Source organism: Mycolicibacterium pallens, assembly GCF_019456675.1.
GTDB lineage: Bacteria > Actinomycetota > Actinomycetes > Mycobacteriales > Mycobacteriaceae > Mycobacterium > Mycobacterium crocinum.
This window is the reverse complement of record NZ_CP080333.1, coordinates 4,949,242-4,973,015: the sequence shown is the minus strand read 5'-3', so window position 1 is coordinate 4,973,015 and position 23,774 is coordinate 4,949,242. Positions and strand designations below refer to the sequence as shown.

Here is a 23,774-nt window from a genome sequence, read left to right as displayed (position 1 = left end):
CGGGTATTTCCGAAATTTGAAGGGAGCCAGCACAATGCCTGCTACGACGCCAGCCGCATTCGATCTCACGGGCCAGGCGGCCCTGGTGACCGGGTCGAGCAGCGAGATCGGCATCGGCTTCGCGTCGGCCCGGCTGCTGGGTCAACTCGGCGCAGCGGTGATGGTGACCGGCACCACTGACCGAGTCCATCAGCGTGCACGGGAGCTCGCGACGGAAGACATCCGCGCCGAGGCGCACATCGCCGACCTGTTCGACCCCGATGCGGCGCGCGGGCTGGTCGAGGCCACCGAGGCGGCATTCGGAAAGCTCGACATCCTGGTGAACAACGCCGGTCTCGCTTCGGTGCACAGCCCCGAAGAACCGAACTCACTGGCGGCGATGACCGATGAAGAGTTCTCACTTGCGTTGCGACGCAACCTGCACAGCGCGTTCTACGTCACCCGGGCAGCGTTGGGCGGCATGGTCGATCGGAACTATGGCCGCATCGTGAACGTCGGCTCGACCGCCGGGGTGCTGACCGCGTATACCGGCGACGTCGGCTACCACACCGCGAAGGCGGCGATGCTCGGCATGACCCGCTCCGTGGCCGTCGACTACGCCAAGACCGGGATCACCGCCAATCTGGTGCTGCCGGGCTGGATCGCGACGGCGGCCCAGCTTCCCTCGGAGGTGGCCGCCGGGAACGCCACCCCGATCGGCCGGTCGGCTACCGCGGACGAGGTCGCGTCCGGGGTGGCCTATCTGGCCACCCCGGGTGCGTCCTACGTCACCGGCACCACGCTGATCATCGACGGCGGCAATGCGATCTGCGGGGCGACTCCGGCGGCCTAGCAGGGTGCGGGCAACCGCAGCATCAGCCGCGCGCCACCGAGCGGGCTGTCCTCCAACGAGGCTGTGCCGCCGTGGATTTCGGCCTGCTGCGCGACGAGGGCCAGCCCCAGCCCGGAACCCGAGTGTGACGCCGTCGACCCGCGGGCGAACCGTTCGAACACCGCCGAGCGCTCCGCCTCCGGCACGCCGGAACCGTTGTCGTCGATCGCGATCTGGACACCCTCGCGCGAGCTGACCGCCGAGAGCTGCACCCGCGTCGCGCCACCGTGTTTGACCGCGTTGGCGATCGCGTTGTCGACCGCCAGCCGAAGACCGGCGGGCAGGCCGATGATGATGCACGTCGGCGACGGCACCAGCGACACCTCGAGATCGGGGTAGACCCGCATCGCATCGTGTGCGGCGCGGTCGAGCAGTTCGGTGATGTCGACCGGAACCTGGTCGGCTTCGGTTGAAAGTTCGCCCTGGGCAAGGCGTTCCAGCGCGCCCAGAGTCGCCTCGATCCGGGTCTGGGTGCGCACGACGTCGCCGAGCACTTCCTTGCGTTGCTCGTCGGTCATGTCCAGAGTGGCCAGCACCTCGAGGTTGGTGCGCATCGCGGTCAGGGGCGTCCGCAGCTCGTGGGCCGACACCGCGGCGAAGTCGCGGGCCGAGGCCAGCGCGGCCTGGGTCCGGTCCTGTTCGGTCCAGATCCGTTCCAGCAGACCCTTGATCGCTTCGCCGATCTCGATCGCCTCGGTGGCGCCGCCGATCTCGACGTCGGGCGCCTTGTCGCCGGCCTGGATCTCCCGGGTCTGTGCGGCCAGCCGCCGCAGTGGCCGCACGGCGAACGTCGCCAGTACCCAGCCCAGTAGCGCGGCGGCGCAGACCGCGAACACACAGATGATGAGCACCCGCCGGTGCAGATTGTTGGTGTCGGCGATGGTGTCGTCGAAGGTGGCTCCGACCTCCAGTGTCGTCGGCTCCGGGTAGGAGAGCTCCACCGTGCGCACCCGGTAGCGAACGCCGTCGACCTCGGCGGTGCCGTAGTCGGAGTTCAGCCGCGGCAGTACGACGTCGGAGTTGGACCGCACCGCGTCGCCGCGGCGGACCGTGATCACCACGTCCTGGTCGTTGGGTGACGGGGGGATCTGGTCGAGTCCGCGGGGAACGAACGGGACGGCGAAGCCCGCCGCCTCGTCGAGGCGGCGGTCGAGACGTTCCAGTCGGTCGTTGGTGATGCCGATCCACACGATGGTGCCGACGATCGTGACGACGATCGCCGCGCCGATCGCCGTCGCGAAGGCCACCCGGGTGCGCAGCGAGGGGGTGCGGCGGAAGATGCGCGGCAGCGTCACAAGCCGGTCACTGGGTGCGCAGCACGAAACCGACGCCGCGCACGGTGTGCAGCAGTCGGGGCGCGCCGCCGGCCTCGAGCTTGCGGCGCAGATAACCGATGAAGACGTCGACGACGTTGGTGTCGGCGGCGAAGTCGTAACCCCACACCAGCTCGAGGAGCTGAGCCCGGGACAGCACGGCCGTCTTGTGCTCGGCGAGCACGGCCAGCAGGTCGAACTCGCGCTTGGTCAGATCGACGTCGACGCCGTTGACCCTGGCTCGGCGGCCGGGGATGTCGACCTCCAGCGGACCCACCTGGATGGTCTCCGAGGAGAAGGTCGCCGTGGATCCGCGTCGGCGCAACAACGCCTTCACCCGGGCCACCAGCTCGGCGAGCACGAACGGTTTGACCAGGTAGTCATCGGCGCCGGCCTCCAGCCCGGCGACCCGGTCGTCGACCGAACTGCGCGCCGAGAGCACACAGACCGGGACGTCGTTGTCCATCGCGCGCAGTGCGGTCACCACGCTGACACCGTCGAGCACCGGCATGTTGATGTCGAGGATGATCGCGTCCGGTTTGGTTTCGGTGGCCGAGCGAAGGGCTTCGGCGCCGTCGACGGCGGTTGAGACCTCGAATCCGGAGAGCCGCAGACCGCGGTCGAGCGAGGCGAGCACGTCGGGATCGTCGTCGACCACCAGTACTCGGGGTGCGGCTAAACCACTGTCCATGGGCACTATCTTGCCTGATCGACGCCCGTATCAGTGGGAGGCCGACGCGACACGATGACCTGCGCCGGAAGGGTTTGACCTCAATCATTGTTGAGGTCCTAGGGTGCGAATGGCGTGGCGGATAACCGATTGCGGTGCGTGGAATCATCGAATGCGGGGGAGTCGTGTCATACGTGCCGCATATGTTCAGCGGTGATCGGTATCGAGATGGTGATGGGGTGGACGAGGTGACTTCCGGAATGGTGTCGGAACCGGCCATCGCCGCACCCCGCGCGACCCCGAGGGCCGGGTCCGACCTCTTCCGGTTGCTGCCGTATCTGATGCCGTACCGGGCGCGCTGGATTTCGATGCTGATCGTCGCGGTCACCAGCCTGGTGGCCACCGTCGCGATCCCGCTGATGACCAAGGCGGTGATCGACGGACCGGTCCGTCACCAGGACCAGCGGGGGCTGTGGGTGGTCGGCGCCGCTGCGATGGCAGTCGGCATCACCGAGGCCGTGCTGTGGTTCATCCGCCGCTGGCTGGTGTCCCGGGCCACCATGGGCGTGGAGGCCGACATCCGTAAGGATCTCTACGCCCGGCTGCAGATCCTGCCGATGTCGTTCCACGGCCGGTGGCAGTCCGGCCAGCTGCTCTCGCGAATTATGAACGATCTCAACGTGATTCGACGGCTGCTGTCCTTCGGCCTGGTGTTCCTGATCCTCAACATCCTGCAGATCACCGTCGTGACGATCATCCTGCTGGCCATGTACTGGCCGCTGGGTGTGGTGGTGCTGGCCTCGATCGCGCCGATCACGCTGATCGTGCTGCACTTCGAGCGCACCTTCACCCGGCTGGCCCGCCAGGCTCAGGATCAAGCCGGCCACGTCGCCACGCACGTCGAGGAGTCGGCGCTGGGCCTGCGCGCGGTGAAATCCTTCGGCCGCGAGGACTACGTCTACGAGGGCTTCGACACTCAAGCCAGCACGCTGTATGACACGCAGCTCCAGAAGGTCGCGGTGTCGGCGAGGTTCTGGACGCTCCTCGAGGTGATTCCGAACCTCACGCTGATCGTGGTGCTCGGCTTCGGCGCCTACGCCGCCGGGCACGGCCTGGTCACCATGGGCACGCTCGTCGCGTTCATCACGATGATGCTGTCGCTGGTGTGGCCGATCGCCTCGCTCGGCTTCCTGCTGTCGATGACGCAGGAGGCGATGACCGCGGCGAACCGGATCGCCGAGATCTTCGACGCTCCCCGCGAGATCACCGACGGGCCGCGTACGGCCGCGCCGCGGGGCGGCCGGCTGGAACTCGACGATGTCGGGTTCAAGTTCCCTGACAGCGACACGTTCGCGCTGCGGCACGTCAGCGTGACCGTCGAACCGGGGGAGACGCTGGCCCTGGTCGGCGCCACCGGCTCGGGCAAGTCGGTGCTGGCGGGTCTGTTGCCGCGGCTCTATGACGTCACCGAAGGCGCGATCCGCATCGACGGCACCGACATTCGCGAGCTGTCGCTGGACGCGCTGCGCACCACCGTCGCCACCGCCTTCGAGGATCCGACGCTGTTCTCGATGTCCGTCGCCGAGAACTTGCGGCTGGGCCGCCCGGATGCGACCGACGACGAACTGCGCAGCGCCGTCGAGATTGCCGCCGCACAGTTCGTCTACGACCTGCCCTACGGCTTGCAGACCCGCATCGGCGAACAGGGTATGAGCCTGTCCGGCGGTCAGCGGCAACGGCTTTCGCTCGCCCGCGCCATCCTGGCCGCCCCGCGCGTCCTGGTGCTCGACGACACCCTGTCCGCGCTCGACGTGCATACCGAGGCCACCGTCACCGAGGCGCTGGGCCGCGTGCTGGCCGGCGTCACCGCGGTGGTGGTCGCCCACCGCGCGTCGACGGTTCTGCTGGCCGACAAGGTCGCGCTGCTCGACACCGTCGACGGTGCGGGCACCATCACCCACATCGGCACTCACGCCGAACTGCTGGCCGAAGTGCCGCGCTACCGCTTCCTGCTCGCCGCCGACGACGAACTCGACGACGGCTGCGAGGTGCGCTGCGACTGGGAGGACGACGACGAGCGGCAGCGTCTGGACCGCGCCTATGAGGAAGCCTGCGAGCAGCGCGGTGCTTCCCGACGCACCGCCGACTATGCCGCGTCGGAGGGCAGGCAGCGATGACCGCCACCGAATGGCGGGGCAAGCTCGACGAGGAACCTGACGACCTGCCGATCGACGAGGCCACACCGCGCCGGCGGGAGGCCCGCGCGCTGTTGGGTTCGCTGCTGGCGCCGTTCAAGATGACCGTCGGCCTGCTGGCGTTGGTCGTGGTGGTGGAAAACGCTGCGCGACTGTCGGTTCCGCTTCTGGTCCAGCGCGGCATCGACCATGCCATCCCGCCGCTGCTCGCCGGTGGATCGGCCCGCGAGCTCATCATCGTCGTCGCCGTGTTGTGCGGTGTGGTGTGCGTGCAGGCGATCAGCCGGATGACGTTCCTCAAGCGTTCCGGTCGCATCGGCCAGAGCGTGCTGCTGGAGGTGCGCCGCCGGGTGTTTCGGCACTTCCAGCGCCTCGACGTCGCGTTCCACGACCGCTATACGTCGGGCCGGGTGGTCAGCAGGCTGACCAACGACGTCGACGCCATCCAGGACATGCTGGAGACCGGTTTCGACAGCCTGATCACCGCGGTGCTGACGCTGTTCGGCACGGCGATCCTGCTGGTGACCCTCGACGTCAAGCTCGGCCTGATGTGCCTGGCTGCGTTCCCGATTCTCGTTGCGCTGGTGTGGTGGTTCTCCTCGGAGTCGGCCAAGACCTATCGCCGGGTGCGGGAGAGCGCCGCGCTGGTGATCGTGCAATTCGTCGAAACGATGACGGGTATCAAAGCGGTGCAGGCCTACCGTCGCGGGCCGCGCAATCAGGAGATCTTCGACGACGTCGCCGACCGCTACCGCGCGGACAACGAACGCACCTTTCGGCTGCTGGCGATCTTCATGCCCGCGGTCAAGCTCGTCGGCAACCTCACCACCGGCGTGGTGTTGCTCTATGGCGGCTACCGGGTGCTGCACGGCGAATGACGATCGGCACGCTGGCGGCGTTCCTGCTGTATCTGCGGATGTTCTTCGAGCCGATGCAGGAGATCTCCCAGTTCTTCAACACGTTCCAGTCCGCGTCCTCGGCGCTGGAGAAGCTCGCCGGTGTGCTCGCCGAGAAACCGGCGATCGCCGACCCGGCGGCGCCGGTCCAGCTGGACCGGATCAACGGTGAAATCGCTTTCCGCGACGTGCACTTCAGCTATGTGCCGGACCGGCCGGTGCTGCCCGGGCTGTCGCTGGTGGTGCCGGCCGGCCAGACCGTCGCACTGGTCGGCACCACCGGGGCGGGCAAGACCACGATCGCCAAGCTGATCGCCCGGTTCTACGACCCGACCGAAGGTGCGGTCACCCTCGATGGTGTCGACCTGCGGGACTTCGCGCAGAGCGATCTGCGCCGCCACGTCGTGATGGTGACCCAGGAGAACTTCCTGTTCTCGGGAACTGTCGCCGACAACATCCGGTTCGGCCGCCCGTCGGCCTCGGATGCCGAGGTGCGCGCGGCCGCGGCCGCGGTCGGGGCCGACGAGTTCATCGAGGCGCTGCCCGACGGTTACGACACCGATGTCGCCACCCGCGGGGGACGGTTGTCGGCCGGGCAGCGGCAGCTGGTCGCGTTCGCCCGGGCCTTCCTCGCCGACCCGGCGGTGCTGATCCTGGACGAGGCCACGTCGTCGCTGGACATTCCCAGCGAGCGGCTCGTGCAGCGCGCGCTGCGCACGGTGCTGGCCGACCGGACGGCGCTGATCATCGCTCACCGGTTGTCGACCGTGGAGATCGCCGACCGGGTGCTGGTGCTCGAGCACGGACGCATCGTCGAGGACGGCCCGCCCGCCGAGCTCGTCGACTCGCACGGCCGGTACGCCGCACTGCACCGCGCATGGCTGGAATCGTTGGCCTAGGCGGTCAATACTCGAAGGTATGCAGCGTTACGCCGACCGGGCGGACGCGGGCCGCCGGCTCGCCGAGTCGCTGACGGCCTACCGCAGCCGTGACGTCCTCGTCCTCGGCCTGCCGCGCGGCGGTGTGCCGGTGGCCTTCGAGGTCGCCAAGGCGCTGGGCGCCCCACTGGACGTGCTGGTCGTGCGCAAACTCGGGGTGCCCAGCCAGCCCGAACTCGCCTTCGGCGCCATCGGCGAGGGCGGGGTGCGGGTGATCAACGACGCGGTGCTGCGGCACGTCTCGGTGAGCGATGCCGACATCGCCGAGGTGGAAGCCGCCCAGCGCACCGAACTGCAGCGCCGCGTCGAGCGTTACCGCGGCGACCGGCCACCCGAGCCGCTCGCAGGGCGGGTGGTGCTGATCGTCGACGACGGGTTCGCCACCGGCTCCACCGCCCGCGCGGCCTGTCTGGTGGCTCGCGCTCAGGGCGCGGCCTCGGTGGTGCTGGCCGCGCCGATCGGCGCGCCCGACACGATCGCCGAACTTCGGGCCTACGCCGACGACGTCGTATGTCCCGGCGCGCCACAGTATTTCAGCGCAGTGGGCCAGGGGTACGACAACTTCCACCAGACCTCCGACGAGGAGGTGTGCACGCTATTGGAGTGCGCCGAACGCGGCTTTACGCAATGATGAGTTAATTAGCGATACAACGAAAGACCGGCTCAGCGACTTTCCACACCCGCATGTGGCTGTCGACACCGCACTGCTCACCCTCGACCCGGCCGATCCCGAACTGCTGGTATTGCAGGTGCGCCGCATCGACGCTCCCGGTTGGGCGCTGCCCGGCACGTTCCTGCATCCCGGTGAGCGACTCGCCGACGCGGTCGAGCGCTCGCTGCAGTCCAAGGCCGAGGTGCGCGGGCTGCGGCCGCGCCAGTTGCACGTCTACGACGAGCCGTCCCGCGACAGCCGGGGTTGGGTGTTGTCGGTGGCGCATGTCGAGGTCGTGCCGATCCGCCGGCTCGACTCCCGCAGGCCGGGTGACACCCGGTTGGTCCCGGTGGCTCGCCCCGGCCGGCTCGGGTACGGGCACGGCGAGATCATCGCCCGGGCAGCCCATGAGGTCCGGGATCGCTACGCCGAGAAGCCGGACCCCGACCACCTGCTGGGCCGCCAGTTCACCCTGGGTGAGCTGCATCGGGTGCACCAGGCGGTCGCGGGTAGACCGCTGCAACGTGACGGGTTTCGGCGTCTGATGAAACCGCTACTGCGGCCCACCGGCCATCTGGTCACCCGCACCGGCGGTCGTCCCGCGGAGCTGTTCCGGCGAAACGTTTAACCGGGCAAGCCAATTCGGCGGTAGCGCGCCAGCCGTGCCGCATACCGCTGCTCCGAGGGCTGCTCGCGCAGGTCGTGGATCTCGCGGGCGATCGCGGTCGACAGCCGCCTCGCGAACTCGACTGGCTCGTCGGCGGCGTCGGGGTACTCGGGCACGATCGCGTCGACGATACCGTTGCGTAACAGGTCGGCCGACCGAACTCCCTGTGCGGCAGCCAGTTCCGGGGCGTGGTCGGTGTCGCGGAACACGATCGCGCTGGCGCCCTCCGGCGGCAGCGGGGCCAGCCAGCCGTGCTGGGCGGCCAGCACCCGGTCGGCCGGAACCATTGCCAGCGCGGGTCCGCCGCTACCCTGCCCCAGCAGTACCGACACCGTCGGGGTGTCCAGCATGACCAGCTCGGACAGGCAGCGGGCGATCTCACCGGCCAGACCGTCCTGCTCGGCCTCGGCCGACAGCGCGGGCCCGGCGGTGTCGATCACCAGCACCAGCGGCAGCCGCAGCCCGGCGGCCAGTGCCATCCCGCGGCGGGCCTCGCGCAGTGCGGCCGGCCCGACGACTCCGCCCACCACGCGTTGCTGCCCGACGACGACGGCCGGCTGCCCGCCGAAGCGGGCCAGCGCCAGGGCGGTGGTGGCGGCGTCGCCGTGCGTCCCGGACAGCAACACTCGGTCGGTGGCGCCCTCGCGCAGCAGCCAGCTCACCCCGGGCCGGTCCGGACGGCGGGAGGCGATCACCGACTCCCACGCCGGCACATCGGGGATCGACTCGTCGGGCAGCGCATCCGGCGGTTCACCCGGCTGGTCGCTGATGACCGTCAGCGCGCGGTTCAAGGTCGGGCGCAACACCTCGAGGCCGACGACGGCGTCAATTACGCCGTGCCGCAACAGGTTTTCCGCGGTTTGTACGCCCGCGGGGAACGGTTCGCCGTAGAGCTGCTCGTAGACCCGTGGCCCGAGGAAACCGATCAACGCACCGGGCTGCGCGGCCGTGATGTGGCCCAGCGAACCCCAGGACGCGAACACCCCGCCGGTCGTCGGGTGCCGCAGGTACACCAGATAGGGCAGGTGCGCCCGTTTGTGCTGGGTGACGGCGGCGGCGATCTTCACCATCTGCAGGAACGCGACGGTGCCCTCCTGCATGCGGGTGCCACCAGAACTGGGCGACGCCAGCAGCGGCAGCCGCTCCGCGGTTGCACGTTCGATCGCCGCGGTGACGCGTTCGGCGGCCGCCACCCCGATGGACCCGGCCAGGAAGTCGAATTCGCACGCCACGACCGCCACCCGGCGGCCGAAGATCGTCCCCTCACCGGTCAGTACCGCCTCGTCGAAACCGGACTTGGCGCGGGCCTCTTCGAGTTCCCGGGTATAGGCCTCATCGGGGCCGACATCCAGCGGCGCGCTGTCCCAGCTCCGGAACGAACCAGGGTCCAGCGCGGCGTCACGTAGCTCGGCAGCCCCGATCCGGCTCACGAGTTTCTCCTATGTCAAGCCGCTGCTGTTTGGCAAGGCTGAGTTCGATTTCTGTGATCGGTGTGGAGATGGCTGTAGACGACGCGGGCCAGTCGGCGTTTGAGGCAGCGCAGGGCCTCGGTGCTGGAATCGCCTTGTGCGAGTCGGTGTCGGTAGTAGGTCTGTCCGAGGCCGGGAAGGCGGATCTGGGTGACGGCGATGCGGTGCAGGGCGGCGTTGAGTTGGCGATTGCCCGTGCGGGTCATGCGGACCCGTCCGGCGGTATTGCCCGACCACACAGGAATCGGCGCCACACCGCTGTGACGGGCGAAAGCCGCCTCGCTTTTGAAGCGGGGCACCCCGGCGGTTTCACCGATGATCTTGCCCGCGGTCAGTTCCCCGCACCCCGGCATCGCCAGCAGCACCGGGGCGATGACCCGCACGCGTTCACCGATCCGCTTGGCTAGCGCATCGATCTGTTCGGTCAGCCGGGTGATGTCGGCCAGCTCGTCGCGGGCGAGCTCGGCGACCAGACCAGGCACCGTCGCCAGCCAGTCGCCCAACAGCGTGCGATGCTTGGCGAGATCCAACGAACCCGGCCTGGGAGCCCGACTGGGATCCAACTCATGAACCCGCCACAACAATCGATTGATCGTCGACGTGCGTTGCCCGACAAGGTCTTCACGGCGATCTACTAACAACTTCAACTCCCGCGACACCTCATCATGGGAGGCGATCGGCAGATCGGGCTCCCGTAAGTAGGCCCGCGCCACAGCCAACGCATCGATCGGGTCAGACTTACCCCGGGTGCGCGCCGAGGCTCTGGCATAGGCCATCAACTTCGGCGGTACCCGGACCACCTTCTGATCAGCGGTCAGCAGATCTCGCTCCAGCCGCGCCGACAAGTGCCGGCAATCTTCGATCGCCCACACCACCTCGACGCCGAACTGGGATCGGACCCACTGCACCGCCTGACGATGCCCGTCAGTGGTGGCCTTGACCACCTTCTCCCCGAGCTTGCGGCCCACCTCGTCGACGGCGACGAAGGTGTGCGTGCGCTTGTGTACATCGGCTCCAACAACAACCATGGTGGTTGCCTCCATTCACTGTGAGGTGACGGTTGGGCCGGTCGGCGGACACATCTCAGTGGGGGCGATGCCACGCTCCTATCAAGTCACGCCGGCCGGTCCTTCACACCTGATGCCGACAAAACGCATGCACGCCAACCCGAAGGCGGCACCGAGACTACGAGCCAGACACCAGGTGATCAGGATCCAACCACCGCAACAGCGGCGACTTCACCTTGACACTGAGACGAGATTATCCGGCCAGTACCCTCAAACCATGATCGGTATCAACCGCGTGGGTGATGTGACCACCATCGAGTTGCAGCGTCCGGAACGACGCAATGCGCTCAACTCCGAACTCGTCGACACGCTGCGGGAAACGGTCGAGAAGGCCGCCGCCGAGAACGTCCGCGTGATCGTGCTGACCGGCCAGGGCACAGTATTTTGCGCCGGCGCAGATCTTTCCGGCGACGTGTTCGCCGCCGACTTCCCGGACAAGGCGATAGCACTGAATAAGGCGATCGACGCGGCGCCGATGCCGGTGATCGCGGCGATCAACGGCCCCGCGATCGGCGCGGGTGTGCAGCTGGCGATGATCTGCGACCTGCGAGTGGTGGCCCCCGGTGCCTACTTCCAGTTCCCGATCGCGAAATACGGTCTGGCGCTCGATAATTGGAGTGTGCGTCGGCTGTCCTCGCTGGCCGGCTACGGCCGCGCCCGCGGCATGCTGCTGGGCGCCGAGAAGCTGGATGCCGACACGGCGTTGATGACGGGGATGGCGAACCGGCTCGGCGACCTGGCCGACGCCCAAGCCTGGGCGCAGGAGATCGCGGGGTTGGCGCCGCTGTCGCTGCAGGCGTCCAAGCGGGTGCTCAACGACGACGGTGCCTACGAGGAGCAGTGGCCCACCCACAAGGAGCTGTTCGAGAAGGCGTGGGGGAGCCAGGACGTCATCGAAGCCCAGGTGGCGCGCATCGAGAAGCGCGCCGCCGAGTTCAAAGGCGCCTAAATGTTGCGCGCAGCGCTTCGCCTCGCCGCCGGGACCGCGTCGTTGGCAGGAGGCGGCTGGTTGCTGCGCGCCCTGAACGACGCCCCCGCATCGCTGGGTGCCGGGCCCGGCGAGATCCGGCCGGTCGCCGACGGATCGCCCCATTACCGGGAGGGCGTCTTCCACAACCTCGAGCCCGCCAGCGCCCTGCGGCTGGACTCCGAGGAGAGCCGCCTGGTCCTGTTCGACATGTTCTCGTCCCGCACGGCCAGCCGTCCCGCGGGAACGGTTCCGCTGGTGGCGCCGGCAGCGACCAGCTCCGAACCTCTCGCGGTCAGCTGGCTGGGCCACTCGACGGCCCTGCTCGAGATCGACGGCTACCGGGTGCTCACCGATCCGGTGTGGAGCGAGCGCTGCTCGCCGTCGCGCACGGTCGGGCCGCAGCGGCTGCATCCGGTGCCCGCCCCGCTGGAGGCTCTGCCCGCGCTGGACGCCATCGTGATCAGTCACGACCACTACGACCATCTCGACATGGACACCGTGCTGGCGCTGGCCCGCACTCAACGCGCACCGTTCGTCGTTCCGCTCGGTGTGGGCGCGCATCTGCGGCAGTGGCGCATCCCGGCGCAGCGCATCATCGAACTGGATTGGAACGAAGAGGCCCGCATCGGCGACCTGACCCTGGTGTGCACGCCCGCACGGCATTTCTCCGGCCGGTTCCTGTCCCGCAACACCACGCTGTGGGCGTCGTGGGCGATCAAAGGTCCGCAGCACCGCGCGTACTTCGGCGGCGACACCGGTTACACCCGCAGCTTCGCCGACATCGGCGCCGAGCACGGACCGTTCGACCTGACGCTGATGCCCATCGGGGCATACAACAAGTCGTGGCCGGACATCCACATGAACCCCGAGGAGGCGGTGCGCGCCCATCGCGATGTCACCGATGCCGGGTTGCTGGTGCCGATCCATTGGTGCACCTTCCGGCTGGCCCCCCATCCCTGGGCAGAGCCGGTCGAACGGATGCTGGCGGCCGCCGACGACGCCGGGGTGCAGGCGGCCGTGCCGAAGCCGGGCGGGCGGGTCGTGGCGAGCGCGGCGGGGGCAATAGACCGGTGGTGGCAGCTGTGAGCCACTACGGTGCAAGCCATGACCGCTCTGGCAGCCCGTGCCGCGATCGTCGCTCTCGTCGCCGCGCTCACCGCGTGTAGCGGTACGGCATCCAAGCCCGAGGCGCCCACGCCACTGTCGGATCAGCCGCCGCCCTTGGTACCTGCCATGGCGCTGCCGGACAACGCCGTCGACAACGCCGTCGCCAAGCTCGACGGGATCGCCGCGGACCTGATGAAGTCCTCCGGCATCCCCGGTATGGCGGTGGCCGTCGTCCATGCCGGGAAGACCGTGTACGCCAAGGGTTTCGGGGTCAAGGACGTCAACCGTCCCGCCGACGATCCCGGCAACAAGGTGGACCCCGACACGGTGTTCCAGCTGGCGTCGGTGTCCAAGCCGATCGGGGCCACGGTCGTCGCCCACCAGGTCGGCCGCAACGCCATCGGCTGGAACACCCCGGTGACCGAGAAGCTGCCGTGGTTCGCCCTGTCGGACCCAGCGGCCACCAAAATGGTCACCGTCGGTGACCTGTATTCACACCGATCCGGATTGCCCGACCACGCCGGGGACCAACTGGAGGACCTCGGCTACGACCGGCGCTACATCCTAGAGCGGCTGCGCCAGCTTCCGCTGGCGCCGTTCCGAATCTCTTACGCCTACACTAACTTCGGACTGACCGCGGCGGCCGAGGCGGTGGCGGTCGCAGCGGGCAAGTCCTGGGAGGACCTCAGTGCCGAGGTGCTGTACCGGCCGCTGGGCATGGCGTCGACCAGTTCGCGCTTCGCCGACTACGAGGCCAGGGCCGACAAGGCGGTCGGGCACATCCGCATCGACGGCACCTACAAGCCGCTCTACCAGCGCAACGCCGATCCCGAAGCGCCCGCCGGCGGGGTGAGCTCCTCGGTCAACGATCTGACCCACTGGCTGACGATGATGCTGGCCAACGGGAAGTACAACGGTCAGCAGATTGTCGACTCCGCCGCACTGTTGCCCGCGGTGTCGCCGCAGATCGTGTCGAGCCCGCCGGAGGAGCCGGCGATGCGCTCCGGCTTCTACGGATACGGCTTCAACGTCGGCACCACGTCGGCGGCCCGGGTGCAGCTGAGCCACTCGGGGGCCTTCGACCTCGGCGCCGCAACCAACTTCGTGATCATCCCGTCGGCCGATGTCGCGATCGTCGCGCTGACCAACGGCACCCCGGTCGGCATCCCGGAAACCCTGACCGCCGAATTCGCCGATCTGGTCCAGTTCGGCGAGGTTCGCCAGGACTGGCGCGCGCTGTACGCCCACGCGTTCGCCGACATGGACAAACCGTTCGGCACGCTGGTGGGCAAGACGCCGCCGGCCAACCCCGCCCCCGCCAAGCCGCCCGCCGCCTACGTCGGCAACTACAGCAACGACTACTGGGGTGCGGCGGTGGTCGCCGAGAAAGACGGCAAGCTCACGCTCTCGCTGGGCCCGCGCCCGGACACCCTCGAGCTCACCCACTGGGACGGCGACGTGTTCACGTTTCGATTCCCGAGCGAAAACTTCCCTCCCGGAAGCATTTCCAAGGCGACGTTCGACGGGGCGACGTTGACGCTCGAGTACTACGACGAGGACAAGATGGGGACCTTCACCCGATGACCGTCGATGTAGCGGCCGGCCTGTCCGCTGATGACGTCGCCGCCCGGGTCGCCGCGGGCCAGACCAACGACGTCCCGACCCGCGCCTCGCGCAGTGTCGCCGAGGTGGTGCGGGCCAACGTGTTCACCCGCATCAACGCGATTCTCGGCGTCCTGCTGATCATCGTGCTGTCCACCGGCTCGTTGATCAACGGCATGTTCGGGCTGCTCATCATCGCCAACAGCGGCATCGGCATCATCCAGGAACTGCGCGCGAAGAAGACACTGGATAACCTGGCCATCGTCGGCCAGGCCAAACCGACCGTCCGCCGCCAGACCGGGACAAAACCGTTGCCGCCCAACGAAGTCGTGCTCGACGACGTCATCGAGCTGGGGCCGGGTGATCAGATCGTGGTCGACGGCGAACTGCTCGAGGCCGCCAACCTCGAGGTCGACGAGTCACTGCTCACCGGTGAAGCGGATGCCATCGCCAAACACAGTGGCGACCCGGTGATGTCGGGCAGCTTCGTGGTCGCGGGCTCCGGCGCCTACCGCGCCACCAAGGTCGGCCGGGAGGCCTACGCCGCCAAACTCGCTGAGGAGGCCAGCAAGTTCACGCTGGTGAAATCCGAATTGCGCAGCGGCATCAACAAAATCCTGCAGTTCATCACCTACCTGCTCCTGCCCACCGGCCTTCTGGTGATCTACACCCAGTTGTTCACCACAAATGTCGGCTGGCGGGAGTCGGTGTTGCGGATGGTCGGCGCACTCGTGCCGATGGTCCCCGAGGGTCTGGTGTTGATGACCTCGATCGCCTTCGCCGTCGGCGTTATCCGGTTGGGACGCAGGCAGTGTCTGGTCCAGGAACTGCCCGCCATCGAAGGACTGGCCCGGGTCGATGTGGTGTGCGCGGACAAGACCGGCACGCTCACCGAGAACGGTATGCGGCTGGCCGAGGTCACCCCGGTCGAGCAGGACGACAGGGTCGCCGACGTGCTGGCGTCGCTGGCCGCCGACGACCCCAAACCCAACGCCAGCATGCAGGCCATCGCCGAGGCGTATCCGGACGCGCCCGGTTGGACCGCAACGGCCGCAGCGCCATTCAAGTCCGCCACGAAGTGGAGCGGGGTCTCCTATGGCGAGCACGGGAACTGGCTGATCGGCGCACCCGATGTCCTGCTGGACCCGGACTCGCCGGCGGCCGCCCAGGCCGAGGACATCGGCTCGCGCGGTATGCGCGTGTTACTGCTCGGTGCCAGCGATCAGCCCGTCGACAGCCCGGACGCCCCCGGACGCGTCACTCCCGTGGCGCTGGTGGTACTCGAGCAGCGGGTCCGGTCCGATGCCCGTGAAACGCTGGAATACTTTGCTTCCCAGCACGTCTCGGTCAAAGTGATCTCCGGAGATAACGCGGTCTCGGTCGGTGCGGTAGCGCAGACACTCGGCCTGCACGGCGAGACGATGGACGCCCGCCGGCTGCCCACCGAACCGGACGCGCTGGCCAACACGATGGCCGAATACACCACCTTCGGCCGGGTGCGCCCCGACCAGAAGCGGGCGATGGTGCATGCCCTGCAGTCGCGCGACCACACCGTCGCGATGACCGGCGACGGTGTCAACGACGTGCTGGCCCTCAAGGACGCCGATATCGGCGTCGCCATGGGCTCGGGTAGCCCGGCATCGCGGGCGGTGGCCCAGATCGTGTTGTTGGACAACAAGTTCGCCACCCTGCCCTATGTGGTCGGCGAGGGCAGGCGGGTGATCGGCAACATCGAGCGGGTCTCCAACCTGTTCCTCACCAAGACCGTGTACTCGGTGCTGCTGGCCCTGCTGGTCGGGCTGGCCGGGTTGTCGCACAAGCTGTTCGGCACCCCGCCGCTGCTGTATCCGTTCCAGCCGATCCACGTGACGATCGCGGCGTGGTTCACCATCGGCATCCCCGCTTTCATCCTGTCGCTGGCGCCGAACAACGAACGGGCCCACACGGGGTTCGTGCGGCGCGTGATGACCTCGGCGCTGCCGTCCGGGGTGGTGATCGGGGTGACCACCTACGCGTCGTACCTGATCGCCAACCACGGCATCAGCGTGACCACGGCCGACCAGACCCAGACCTCCACCGCAGCGCTGATCACCCTGCTGATGGGGGCGGTCTGGGTATTGGCGGTCGTCGCCCGGCCCTACCAGTGGTGGCGGGTGGCGCTGGTGGCCGCTTCCGGCCTGGCGTACGTCGTGATCTTCGCCATACCGGCGGCCCGCACGGCATTCATGCTCGATCCGTCCAACCTGGAGGTGACGACGACGGGCGTCGCGATGGGCCTGCTGGCCGCCGGTCTGGTCGAAGTTCTGTGGTGGGTGCAGGGCCGGGTGCTGGGCGAACGGCGGATGTTGTGGCGAACCGAGCCCCCGGTGCAAGATTGACCGATGGGATTCCTCGACAAAGCCCTCGGCAAGACCAAGGAAGTTCTGGGCTCCAATGCCGACAAGGTGGAGCAGGCCATCGACAAGGCCGGCGACATCATCGATCAGAAGACGCAGGGCAAGTACTCCGGCACCGTCGACAAGGTGCAGGACGCCGCCAAGAACTACGTCGACTCCAACCGCACCGACAAAGGCGAGCAACCCAACTGACCTATGGCGAAACTCTCAGTCTCCGTTGACGTTCCACTTCCACCAGAGCAGGCCTGGCAGCACGCCTCGGACCTCTCCCGCTACAAGGACTGGCTGACCATCCACCGGGTGTGGCGCTCCAAACTGCCCGACACCCTCGAGAAGGGCACCGTCGTGGAGTCCATCGTCGAGGTCAAGGGCATGCCCAACCGGGTGAAGTGGGAGATCGTCCACTTCAAGGCCCCCGAGGCCATGACGCTCAACGGCGCCGGCGTCGGCGGGGTGAAGGTCAAGCTGATCGGCAAGGTGCGGGCCAACGACAAGGACCCCAACACTTCGGTGGTGACCATGGACGTCCATCTGGGCGGTGCGGCGCTGTTCGGGCCGATCGGCATGGTCGTGGCCGGTGCGCTCAAGGGCGACATCAAGGAGTCGCTGAACCGCTTTGTGACGGTATTCGCGCCGTCGTAAGACTCAGTTCCTGATGACCCGGTGGGGACTCGGATAGGGGCTGACCCGCGGGGCGCCGTGCCGGGCCGCGCCCAGACCGGGCAGCGGATGCCGAGCCTGCTCGCTGCGGGCAGCCTCCGCGACGAGGAACCGCCGCTCCAGTCCCGAGATCAGATCCTGCACCGAGCGACGCTCCCGTTCAGCGGCGCGGATCATGCCGCGAATCCGCCGGGCCTGCGTCTGCTCACCGCGCCGCTGGTAGCGCTCGAGCGCCGAGCCGTACGTCGCAAGGTCGGTGTCGAGTTGCTCACACTGGCCCAGCAACATCTCCCGGAGATGCTCGGCCTGAAGGCGATTCGCGGACTCGGGGGTCTGGTCGCCGGCGTCCACATTGCTCGGTGAGGTCACGGGCGAACTGTATCGGACTGTGATGGCCTGCGTGCACCGGGTGGAATGACCAAGGCGCCACAGCTTTTTGTTCATTTGTCCGCCACCCGGGCGTCATCCGCCGTCGTGACGGTAGTTGCGCAAACCGCGTATTTCGTCCGATGATGTCCGGCGTGGACCGTGCTGACGAGCAGCGCCAGATCGATCAGGTGGTGAGCCGCCTGACGGAATTGTTCCCGTACGTGCCGGACCACATCATCACCGAGACCGTGGACAGTACCTACCGCCGATTCGACGGCGCCCGGATCCGCGAGTTCGTGCCGCTGTTCGTGGAGCGGTCCTGTCGCGCGACGTTCGTCCTGCAGCCCGCGGTCGAGATCTCGGTCTGAGCTACGGCGTCACCATCGGGCCGGGGTCACTGCCGCGCAACGACTCGGCGGCGAAGAGCGCGGCCTGGGTGCGCCCGGCAAAGCCGAGCTTGAGCAGCAGTCGTGACACGTAGTTCTTCACGGTCTTCTCGGCCAGGAACATCCGCTGGCCGATCTCCCGGTTGGTCAGGCCCTCGCCCAGCAGTTGTAGCAGCGTGCGTTCGGTCGACGACAAGTCCCGCAGCCGCTCGTCCTGCTCGGTGTCCTTGCGCAGCCGGTGCATCAGGGCCGCCGCTGCGCGGTTGTCCAGCAACGACTTTCCGCTCCCGACGGTTTTGATCGCCTCGGCCAGCGCCATCCCGCGGATGTCCTTGACCACGTACCCGCTCGCCCCGGCCAGGATCGCGTCGAGCATGGACTGTTCGTCGGTGAACGCCGTCAGGATCAGGCAGCGCAGATGGTCATCTGCGGCCAGTAGATCCCGGCACAGGTCGATACCGCTTCCATCGGGCAGGCGGACGTCCAGGACCGCGACGTCGGGGGCGGCGGCGGGGATGCGTGCCAGCGCCTCCGCCACCGTCGCGGCCTCGCCCACCACGGTCAGTTCAGGGTCGGCACCGAGAAGGTCTGCCAAACCGCGGCGCACGACTTCGTGGTCGTCAACCAGGAACACCTTGAGCACACAGCAGTGAAGCTCGCAGGGGTTGCGCGCCGGTAGGGACTTTGGTCCTGAAAACCGCGGACAATCCCCGTCGGCCGAGGTCAGGCGCCGTTCTCTTACACTGCGTCGATGACCGTCAGGTACTCACCCGCCATCGACGTCGCCGCGGTCGACGCCATCGACTTCCACACTCACGTCGAGATCGACTCGAGCGGCCACTGCGCCTATGACGACGAGCTGGCGCACGCCACCGGGCATTACTTCAAGCTCGGAGCCGACTACTTCGCCCGCGTGGACGACCTCGCCGCCCACTACCGGCAGCACAACACCGCGGCGGTGGTGTTCACCATCGACGCCCACACGGTGTCCGGGCATCAGCCCAACTCGGTCGAGGAGCTGATCGCGGGGACGGTGCGCAACAACGACGTCCTCATTCCGTTCGGCTCCGTCGACCCGTGGGACGCCGACGCGGTGCGGCGGGTGGGGGAGTTGGCCGGCGACTACGGCGTCAAAGGCTTCAAGTTCCACCCGAGCCTGCAGGGGTTCGAGCCCAACGACCGCCGGTTCTACCCGATCTACGAGGCCATCGCCGCTGCCGGCGTTCCGGCACTGTTCCACACCGGCCAGACCGGACTGGGGTCGGCGCTGCCCGGCGGGCACGGGATCAAGCTCCGCTACTCCGACCCGATGCTGCTCGACGATGTCGCCGCCGACTTCCCGGAGCTGTCTGTCGTGATGGCCCACCCGGCGGTGCCGTGGGTCGACGCGCAGATCGCGATCGCATCCCACAAGGCCAACGTGTTCGTGGACCTGTCCGGCTGGTCGCCCAAATACTTTCCGCCACAACTGGTGTCCGCGATCGGTCGGCAGCTGCGGACCAAGGCGCTGTTCGGCACCGACCATCCCTACATCGCGCTGGACCGCTGGCGGCGGGACTTCGAGGCCCTCGACATCGATCCGGCGGTGGTGCCGCTGATCCTCAAGGACAACGCCGTGCGCGTGCTGGGACTGTCTTAGCCGACCTGAGAGTCGACGACCATCTCCGAGGGCGCGTTGCGTTCCCACAGGACCGCGCCCACGCACGCCGTCACCACCCAGCCGGTGCCTACGGCGCCGCACCAGATCAGCAGGGCCATCGCCACGCCGATCGGTCCGAACCCGTCCCAGCCGTGCAACAGCGAGGGGAACAGCAGCCGGGAGCCCAGCGGAATCGCGACGCCGTCGATCACCACACCGGCCAGCCCGGCCAGCGCAAGCGAGCGAAGCCCCCGGCCACCGTCGCGCACCAGCAGAGCCGGCGTCACCGACCAGAACAGCCACACCGGCAACAGACCCACGACGAACAGCAGCGCCCGGGGAAGGCCGTGGTGATGATGGCCGAACATGATTCGCTCCCGCACCGCGATGCTGACGAGGTACAGCGCGAACCACGCGGTGCCGCGCAGTAACCGGGTCAGCAAGCCGTATTGCTCGCGGCGCCACGCCTTGGCGAAGATCGTCGCGACCGAAGCCGCCATCGGGATGCCCCAGACGAGGAAGCTCGCGACGCCGATCAGAGTCCAATCCGCGCGCAATCCCGCGGAATTGCCGAACGCTTCCCGCACCCGGTCGGTGAGCGGATGTTCCAGACCGAACTGCCGGGTGAAGATTGTCCCGGGGCTCGCGTTGTCGGCGAAGCCCTGCATATAGCTGAAGCCGATGATCATCAACGGAATCACCGTGGTGAACAGCTGGGTGGACACCACGGCGCCCTGAGTGCCGCCGTCGATCTCGGTGAAGCGCGACACCACTGCTGTGAACGGACTGAGCCTGCGGGATTCCGCAAGACGCCGGTAGCGCTCCCCGAGGCGACGGCGAATGTCGTCACGCCTCGTCAGCGACTCACCCGACTGCGTCATGAGCAGAGAGTAGGTGATCAACCTGCCCGTGTTGGGCCACTGATCGTTCCCGGCCGCGACGCGTGTTCCCCCTTGCGGAGGGTGGCGATCAGTTCGCGGTACGGGCCGACCAGATAGGCGGTGTCCCCGGCGATCAACTGAGTGTCGCGGCGTGGATGCAACCGCAGCGGGGCGTCATCGCGGCCGATGGCGATCACCCGGGTCTGGGTGGAGAGCTGGAACATCCGGATCCCGTCCAGCTCGCTGCCGGGCTGGACCTGCACCGCACCGACCATGAACGACCGCTGCCCCACCGAGAAGGTGCCCAGCACGTCGAGTCCCATCGCTTCCCCGATGAACCATGGCGTGGCCAGATCGACGGTGGAGCGGACGAACTCGAACTTGAACCGGGTGCCGACGGCGGATCCCAGTGCCCGGTCATAGATGCGCAGCACGATCGGGACGGCAGGACGCTGGAGTTCGGGAAGTGTTCGCGCACCCAGCATTTCGCGCACGACGATGCCCGTCTCGATGTTGACCACGTCATCCTGGGTGAGCACCGCGACCGCGCGGGCGTCACGAACACGGGCGGCTTCCAGGGTTTGCCGCAGCGTGGCGTCACCGAAGATGACCGGTACCCCCAGTTCGGCTGCCGCCGACAGGTAGCGGCTGTCCTCGTCGCGTTCGATCACGGCCACGTCGTGCCCGGCGGCCTTGAGCACCGCCGCCACCCCGATGCCGAACGACCCGAGGCCCACCACGACCACGTGGCGCTGCAGGTGACGCACCTTCTGCCGGCTGGCTGCCTGCGAAATCCGCTGTGACAGAAGAACATCGGCGACGAATGCCACGACGATCGCCGTGGTGGCCACGCCGGCGAACATCATCACCACGCCCCAAATGCGCAGCCAGGTGGGCTGTTCGAGGAAATTGAAATCGCCGTACCCGACGGTCGCGATGGTCTCCGCCGAGAAATACAGCGCATCGATCCAGCCCATCCCGGGCTGCTTGTAGGCGAAGCGCAGCATGATCGTCGACCCGATCAGGAGCGAGGCCGACACGGCCAGCGCGCGGTAGAACATCGGGTTCAGGTCGTCGGCGAATGCCCGCACGCCGTCGGCGATCCGGACGAACAGTGGGCGCGCTCGCGGCGATGCCGGGATCGGCTTGGCGACCTCGATACTCTGCTCGGCAAGTTCGTCGGCGGTACCGATCATGGCGGTCCAGTCACCGGTACGCACCTGCATGTCGCGGCCGGGACAGGCGATCACCTCGCCGGGGTTTTCCGAGTCGTCGCCGCGGATGACCGCGACCGGCGCGAGATCGCCGAAAATCTCCCGCAGGCTGCCGTCACGGCCGGCGGTGGTGCCGCTGACGACGAAGTCCACCCCCGCCACCGAGATCGTGTGGGTGGTCCGCTTCAGCAGCGCCTCGACCACCGAGGGCGCCGCCAGGTCCGCGACGTCGAGGATGGCGCCGGGCCCGTTGCCTTCGGCCATCGCCTCGCGCAGCACCGCATTGGACAGCCGGGCCACGATCCGTGCCCGGGGATTGGCCTGCCGGGCCAGCAGTGCGATCTCCAGGTTCAGCGCGTCGTCGTCATCGGCGCAGATCACCGCGGCGGCGGTGGCGATCCCTGCCGCGTCCAGGTCCTCGGGTGCCTGCGAGATCGCGACGGTGACCCCGGCGTTGTTCAGTTCGTCGATGATCCGCAGTCCGAGTGCGTCGTCCCCGCAGACGATGGTGTGGCCCCGCATGGGGAAACGCTACTTCGGAAAGTGGCGCCGTGAGGGGTGAGAATGACGTTATGGCCCAAGCTCCCTATGTGAAAGCCTGTATCAACGGCGCCCGAACCCCCGATCAGCACGCCGGACTTCCGGTGTCGCCGGAACAGTTGGCGGCCGCGGCGGTCGCCGCGCACGGCGCCGGGGCGATGGCGGTACACCTGCACCCCAAGACCGCCGACGGGGTGGACTCGCTGGAACCCGAGATCGTCGGGGCCGCGGTGAGCGCCGTCCGGCACGCCGTGCCGGGTCTGCCGCTGGGGGTGACGACGGGATTCTGGGCGCTGCCTGATCCGCAGCGGCGGTTGCGCACCGTCGAGGCGTGGACTGTGCTGCCCGACTTCGCGTCGGTCAACTGGCACGAGCCCGGCGCCGAGGAACTGGCGCAGCTGTTGCTGAGCCGGGGCATCGGAGTGGAAGCCGGCATCTTCCATGCCGACGCCGCGCAGGCGTGGGCGGACTCGGAGGTGGCTCCGCACTGCCTGCGGGTGATGGTCGAACTGGGACCCGACGGGACCACCGAGATCGCCGACGACCTTCTGGCCCGGATTGCGCGGGCACAATCGCCGGCGCCGATGCTGCTGCACGGCCTCGACGACAGCTGCTGGCCGCTGCTGGCCCATGCGGGTGCGCGGGGAGTGCAGACCCGCATCGGGCTGGAGGACACGGTGCTGCTACCGGACGGGTCGACGGCGCCGGGCAACGCCGAGCTCGTTGCCGCCGCGTTCGAGGTGCTGGCGTCCGTCAGTCGGTAGGGGGCGCGAGGGCGAAGTCCGCGAAGTCGAAGCCCGGCACCACCACACAGCTGACCAGGGTCGGCTCATCGTCGCGGGGACGTGCCCGCTGCCAATGTCCCGGCGGCACCAGAACCTGCGGCTGCTGACCGGCGAGGATATCCGGACCGAGCAGAACCGTTGTGGCGCTTTCCTTTTCCGGTCCGATCTCGAGCAACAACGGGCCGCCGCGGTGATACAGCCACAGCTCGGCGCTGCGCACGGTGTGCCACGCTGACTGCTGGCCGGGCAGCAGCACGAAATAGATGGCGGTTCCGGCGTTGCGCGGGCCGTTGTAGTCGGGCGGTAGTGCCGATTCACCGACAACGAGCTCGCTGCGCCAGGTCTCGCGGAAGAAGCCGCCTTCGGGGTGGGGTCCCATGTCGAGCGCGCGAACCCAGTCGGGGAGATCCATGGCTTCAGCGTAGGGATAAATCGGTTGCCCGCACCGCAGTTACGCCACTACCGTGGCCGTCGTTCCTGCCCGCGC

21 protein-coding genes and 2 pseudogenes are annotated in these 23,774 nt (G+C 68.1%); 14 read left to right on the top strand and 9 right to left on the bottom strand.

The window, feature by feature from the left end; translation table 11 throughout:
• Positions 1 to 34 precede the first annotated feature (34 nt).
• On the top strand, positions 35 to 832 hold the full coding sequence (locus tag K0O64_RS24170) for an SDR family NAD(P)-dependent oxidoreductase (protein ID WP_220045814.1): 798 nt from the start codon (positions 35 to 37) through the stop codon (positions 830 to 832).
• Here the strand turns inward: K0O64_RS24170 and K0O64_RS24165 are convergent.
• Together K0O64_RS24165 and K0O64_RS24160 are read right to left on the bottom strand one after the other, a co-directional pair.
• Positions 829 to 2,166: a HAMP domain-containing sensor histidine kinase gene (locus K0O64_RS24165; protein WP_071949312.1), complete on the bottom strand. Its 1,338-nt coding sequence runs from the start codon at positions 2,164 to 2,166 to the stop codon at positions 829 to 831. The two genes, K0O64_RS24170 and K0O64_RS24165, sit on opposite strands and share 4 nt — an antisense overlap.
• A 7-nt stretch (positions 2,167 to 2,173) precedes the next feature.
• Positions 2,174 to 2,875: a response regulator transcription factor gene (locus tag K0O64_RS24160; protein ID WP_425574842.1), complete on the bottom strand. Its 702-nt coding sequence runs from the start codon at positions 2,873 to 2,875 to the stop codon at positions 2,174 to 2,176.
• A gap of 239 nt (positions 2,876 to 3,114) precedes the next feature.
• On the opposite strand from K0O64_RS24160, the gene K0O64_RS24155 reads away from it, so the two are divergent.
• The 4 genes and pseudogenes from K0O64_RS24155 to K0O64_RS24140 all read left to right on the top strand — a co-directional run bounded on the left by K0O64_RS24155 (position 3,115) and on the right by K0O64_RS24140 (position 8,163).
• On the top strand, positions 3,115 to 5,031 hold the full coding sequence (locus tag K0O64_RS24155) for an ABC transporter ATP-binding protein (RefSeq protein WP_220046533.1): 1,917 nt from the start codon (positions 3,115 to 3,117) through the stop codon (positions 5,029 to 5,031).
• Positions 5,028 to 6,844 (top strand): annotated as a pseudogene (locus tag K0O64_RS24150) (ABC transporter ATP-binding protein). The gene K0O64_RS24155 and the pseudogene K0O64_RS24150 overlap by 4 nt, the downstream one beginning before the upstream one ends.
• Positions 6,845 to 6,863: 19 nt before the next feature.
• Positions 6,864 to 7,511: pseudogene (locus tag K0O64_RS24145) on the top strand (phosphoribosyltransferase); the annotation flags it as partial.
• Between the two features lie 58 nt (positions 7,512 to 7,569).
• Positions 7,570 to 8,163 carry an NUDIX hydrolase gene (locus tag K0O64_RS24140; protein ID WP_225933533.1) on the top strand — a complete coding sequence of 198 codons (594 nt, stop codon included), beginning with the start codon at positions 7,570 to 7,572 and terminating at the stop codon, positions 8,161 to 8,163.
• Here K0O64_RS24140 and K0O64_RS24135 read toward each other — a convergent pair.
• Positions 8,160 to 9,632: a carboxyl transferase domain-containing protein gene (locus tag K0O64_RS24135; protein ID WP_220045813.1), complete on the bottom strand. Its 1,473-nt coding sequence runs from the start codon at positions 9,630 to 9,632 to the stop codon at positions 8,160 to 8,162. The two genes, K0O64_RS24140 and K0O64_RS24135, sit on opposite strands and share 4 nt — an antisense overlap.
• Positions 9,633 to 9,646: 14 nt before the next feature.
• Positions 9,647 to 10,714 (bottom strand): IS110 family RNA-guided transposase, encoded by a 1,068-nt coding sequence (locus K0O64_RS24130; RefSeq protein ID WP_434085466.1) that lies wholly within the window; start codon positions 10,712 to 10,714, stop codon positions 9,647 to 9,649.
• 241 nt (positions 10,715 to 10,955) lie between these two features.
• Between K0O64_RS24130 and K0O64_RS24125 the strand changes: the two genes are divergently transcribed.
• From K0O64_RS24125 to K0O64_RS24100, 6 genes are read left to right on the top strand one after another with little or no spacing between them, the layout of a single operon-like run.
• A complete protein-coding gene (locus K0O64_RS24125; protein ID WP_071949319.1) occupies positions 10,956 to 11,687 on the top strand; it encodes an enoyl-CoA hydratase in 732 nt (243 codons plus the stop codon).
• Between the two features lie 3 nt (positions 11,688 to 11,690).
• A complete protein-coding gene (locus tag K0O64_RS24120; RefSeq protein ID WP_174714209.1) occupies positions 11,691 to 12,794 on the top strand; it encodes an MBL fold metallo-hydrolase in 1,104 nt (367 codons plus the stop codon).
• Between the two features lie 18 nt (positions 12,795 to 12,812).
• Entirely contained in the window at positions 12,813 to 14,399 is a 1,587-nt protein-coding gene (locus tag K0O64_RS24115) for a serine hydrolase (protein ID WP_220045811.1), read from the top strand.
• Complete coding sequence (locus K0O64_RS24110; RefSeq protein WP_220045810.1) at positions 14,396 to 16,795, top strand: HAD-IC family P-type ATPase; 2,400 nt, start codon at positions 14,396 to 14,398, stop codon at positions 16,793 to 16,795. The genes K0O64_RS24115 and K0O64_RS24110 overlap by 4 nt, the downstream gene beginning before the upstream one ends.
• Before the next feature lie 3 nt (positions 16,796 to 16,798).
• Positions 16,799 to 17,005, top strand: coding sequence for an antitoxin (locus K0O64_RS24105; RefSeq protein WP_220045809.1), 207 nt, complete (start codon positions 16,799 to 16,801; stop codon positions 17,003 to 17,005).
• Positions 17,006 to 17,008: 3 nt separating this feature from the next.
• Complete coding sequence (locus K0O64_RS24100; RefSeq protein ID WP_096312225.1) at positions 17,009 to 17,455, top strand: type II toxin-antitoxin system Rv0910 family toxin; 447 nt, start codon at positions 17,009 to 17,011, stop codon at positions 17,453 to 17,455.
• A gap of 3 nt (positions 17,456 to 17,458) precedes the next feature.
• Here K0O64_RS24100 and K0O64_RS24095 read toward each other — a convergent pair whose 3' ends face one another.
• Positions 17,459 to 17,842 carry a hypothetical protein gene (locus K0O64_RS24095; RefSeq protein ID WP_096312224.1) on the bottom strand — a complete coding sequence of 128 codons (384 nt, stop codon included), beginning with the start codon at positions 17,840 to 17,842 and terminating at the stop codon, positions 17,459 to 17,461.
• 143 nt (positions 17,843 to 17,985) lie between these two features.
• Here K0O64_RS24095 and K0O64_RS24090 point away from each other — a divergent pair, with 143 nt between their 5' ends.
• Positions 17,986 to 18,210: a three-helix bundle dimerization domain-containing protein gene (locus K0O64_RS24090; protein WP_225933532.1), complete on the top strand. Its 225-nt coding sequence runs from the start codon at positions 17,986 to 17,988 to the stop codon at positions 18,208 to 18,210.
• A 1-nt stretch (position 18,211) separates the two neighbouring features.
• Here the strand turns inward: K0O64_RS24090 and K0O64_RS24085 are convergent, their stop codons facing one another.
• Positions 18,212 to 18,871 carry a response regulator gene (locus K0O64_RS24085; protein ID WP_071949331.1) on the bottom strand — a complete coding sequence of 220 codons (660 nt, stop codon included), beginning with the start codon at positions 18,869 to 18,871 and terminating at the stop codon, positions 18,212 to 18,214.
• Positions 18,872 to 18,979: 108 nt separating this feature from the next.
• On the opposite strand from K0O64_RS24085, the gene K0O64_RS24080 reads away from it, so the two are divergent.
• Entirely contained in the window at positions 18,980 to 19,867 is an 888-nt protein-coding gene (locus tag K0O64_RS24080; RefSeq protein ID WP_096312223.1) for an amidohydrolase family protein, read from the top strand.
• Here K0O64_RS24080 and K0O64_RS24075 read toward each other — a convergent pair.
• Positions 19,864 to 20,748, bottom strand: coding sequence for a hypothetical protein (locus tag K0O64_RS24075; RefSeq protein ID WP_096312222.1), 885 nt, complete (start codon positions 20,746 to 20,748; stop codon positions 19,864 to 19,866). The genes K0O64_RS24080 and K0O64_RS24075 overlap by 4 nt on opposite strands.
• A 17-nt stretch (positions 20,749 to 20,765) precedes the next feature.
• Entirely contained in the window at positions 20,766 to 22,484 is a 1,719-nt protein-coding gene (locus tag K0O64_RS24070; protein ID WP_096312221.1) for an NAD-binding protein, read from the bottom strand.
• Positions 22,485 to 22,534: 50 nt separating this feature from the next.
• Between K0O64_RS24070 and K0O64_RS24065 the strand changes: the two genes are divergently transcribed.
• On the top strand, positions 22,535 to 23,266 hold the full coding sequence (locus K0O64_RS24065) for a 3-keto-5-aminohexanoate cleavage protein (protein WP_096312220.1): 732 nt from the start codon (positions 22,535 to 22,537) through the stop codon (positions 23,264 to 23,266).
• Here the strand turns inward: K0O64_RS24065 and K0O64_RS24060 are convergent.
• Positions 23,256 to 23,699 carry a cupin domain-containing protein gene (locus K0O64_RS24060; RefSeq protein WP_096312219.1) on the bottom strand — a complete coding sequence of 148 codons (444 nt, stop codon included), beginning with the start codon at positions 23,697 to 23,699 and terminating at the stop codon, positions 23,256 to 23,258. The two genes, K0O64_RS24065 and K0O64_RS24060, sit on opposite strands and share 11 nt — an antisense overlap.
• Positions 23,700 to 23,774 lie beyond the last annotated feature (75 nt).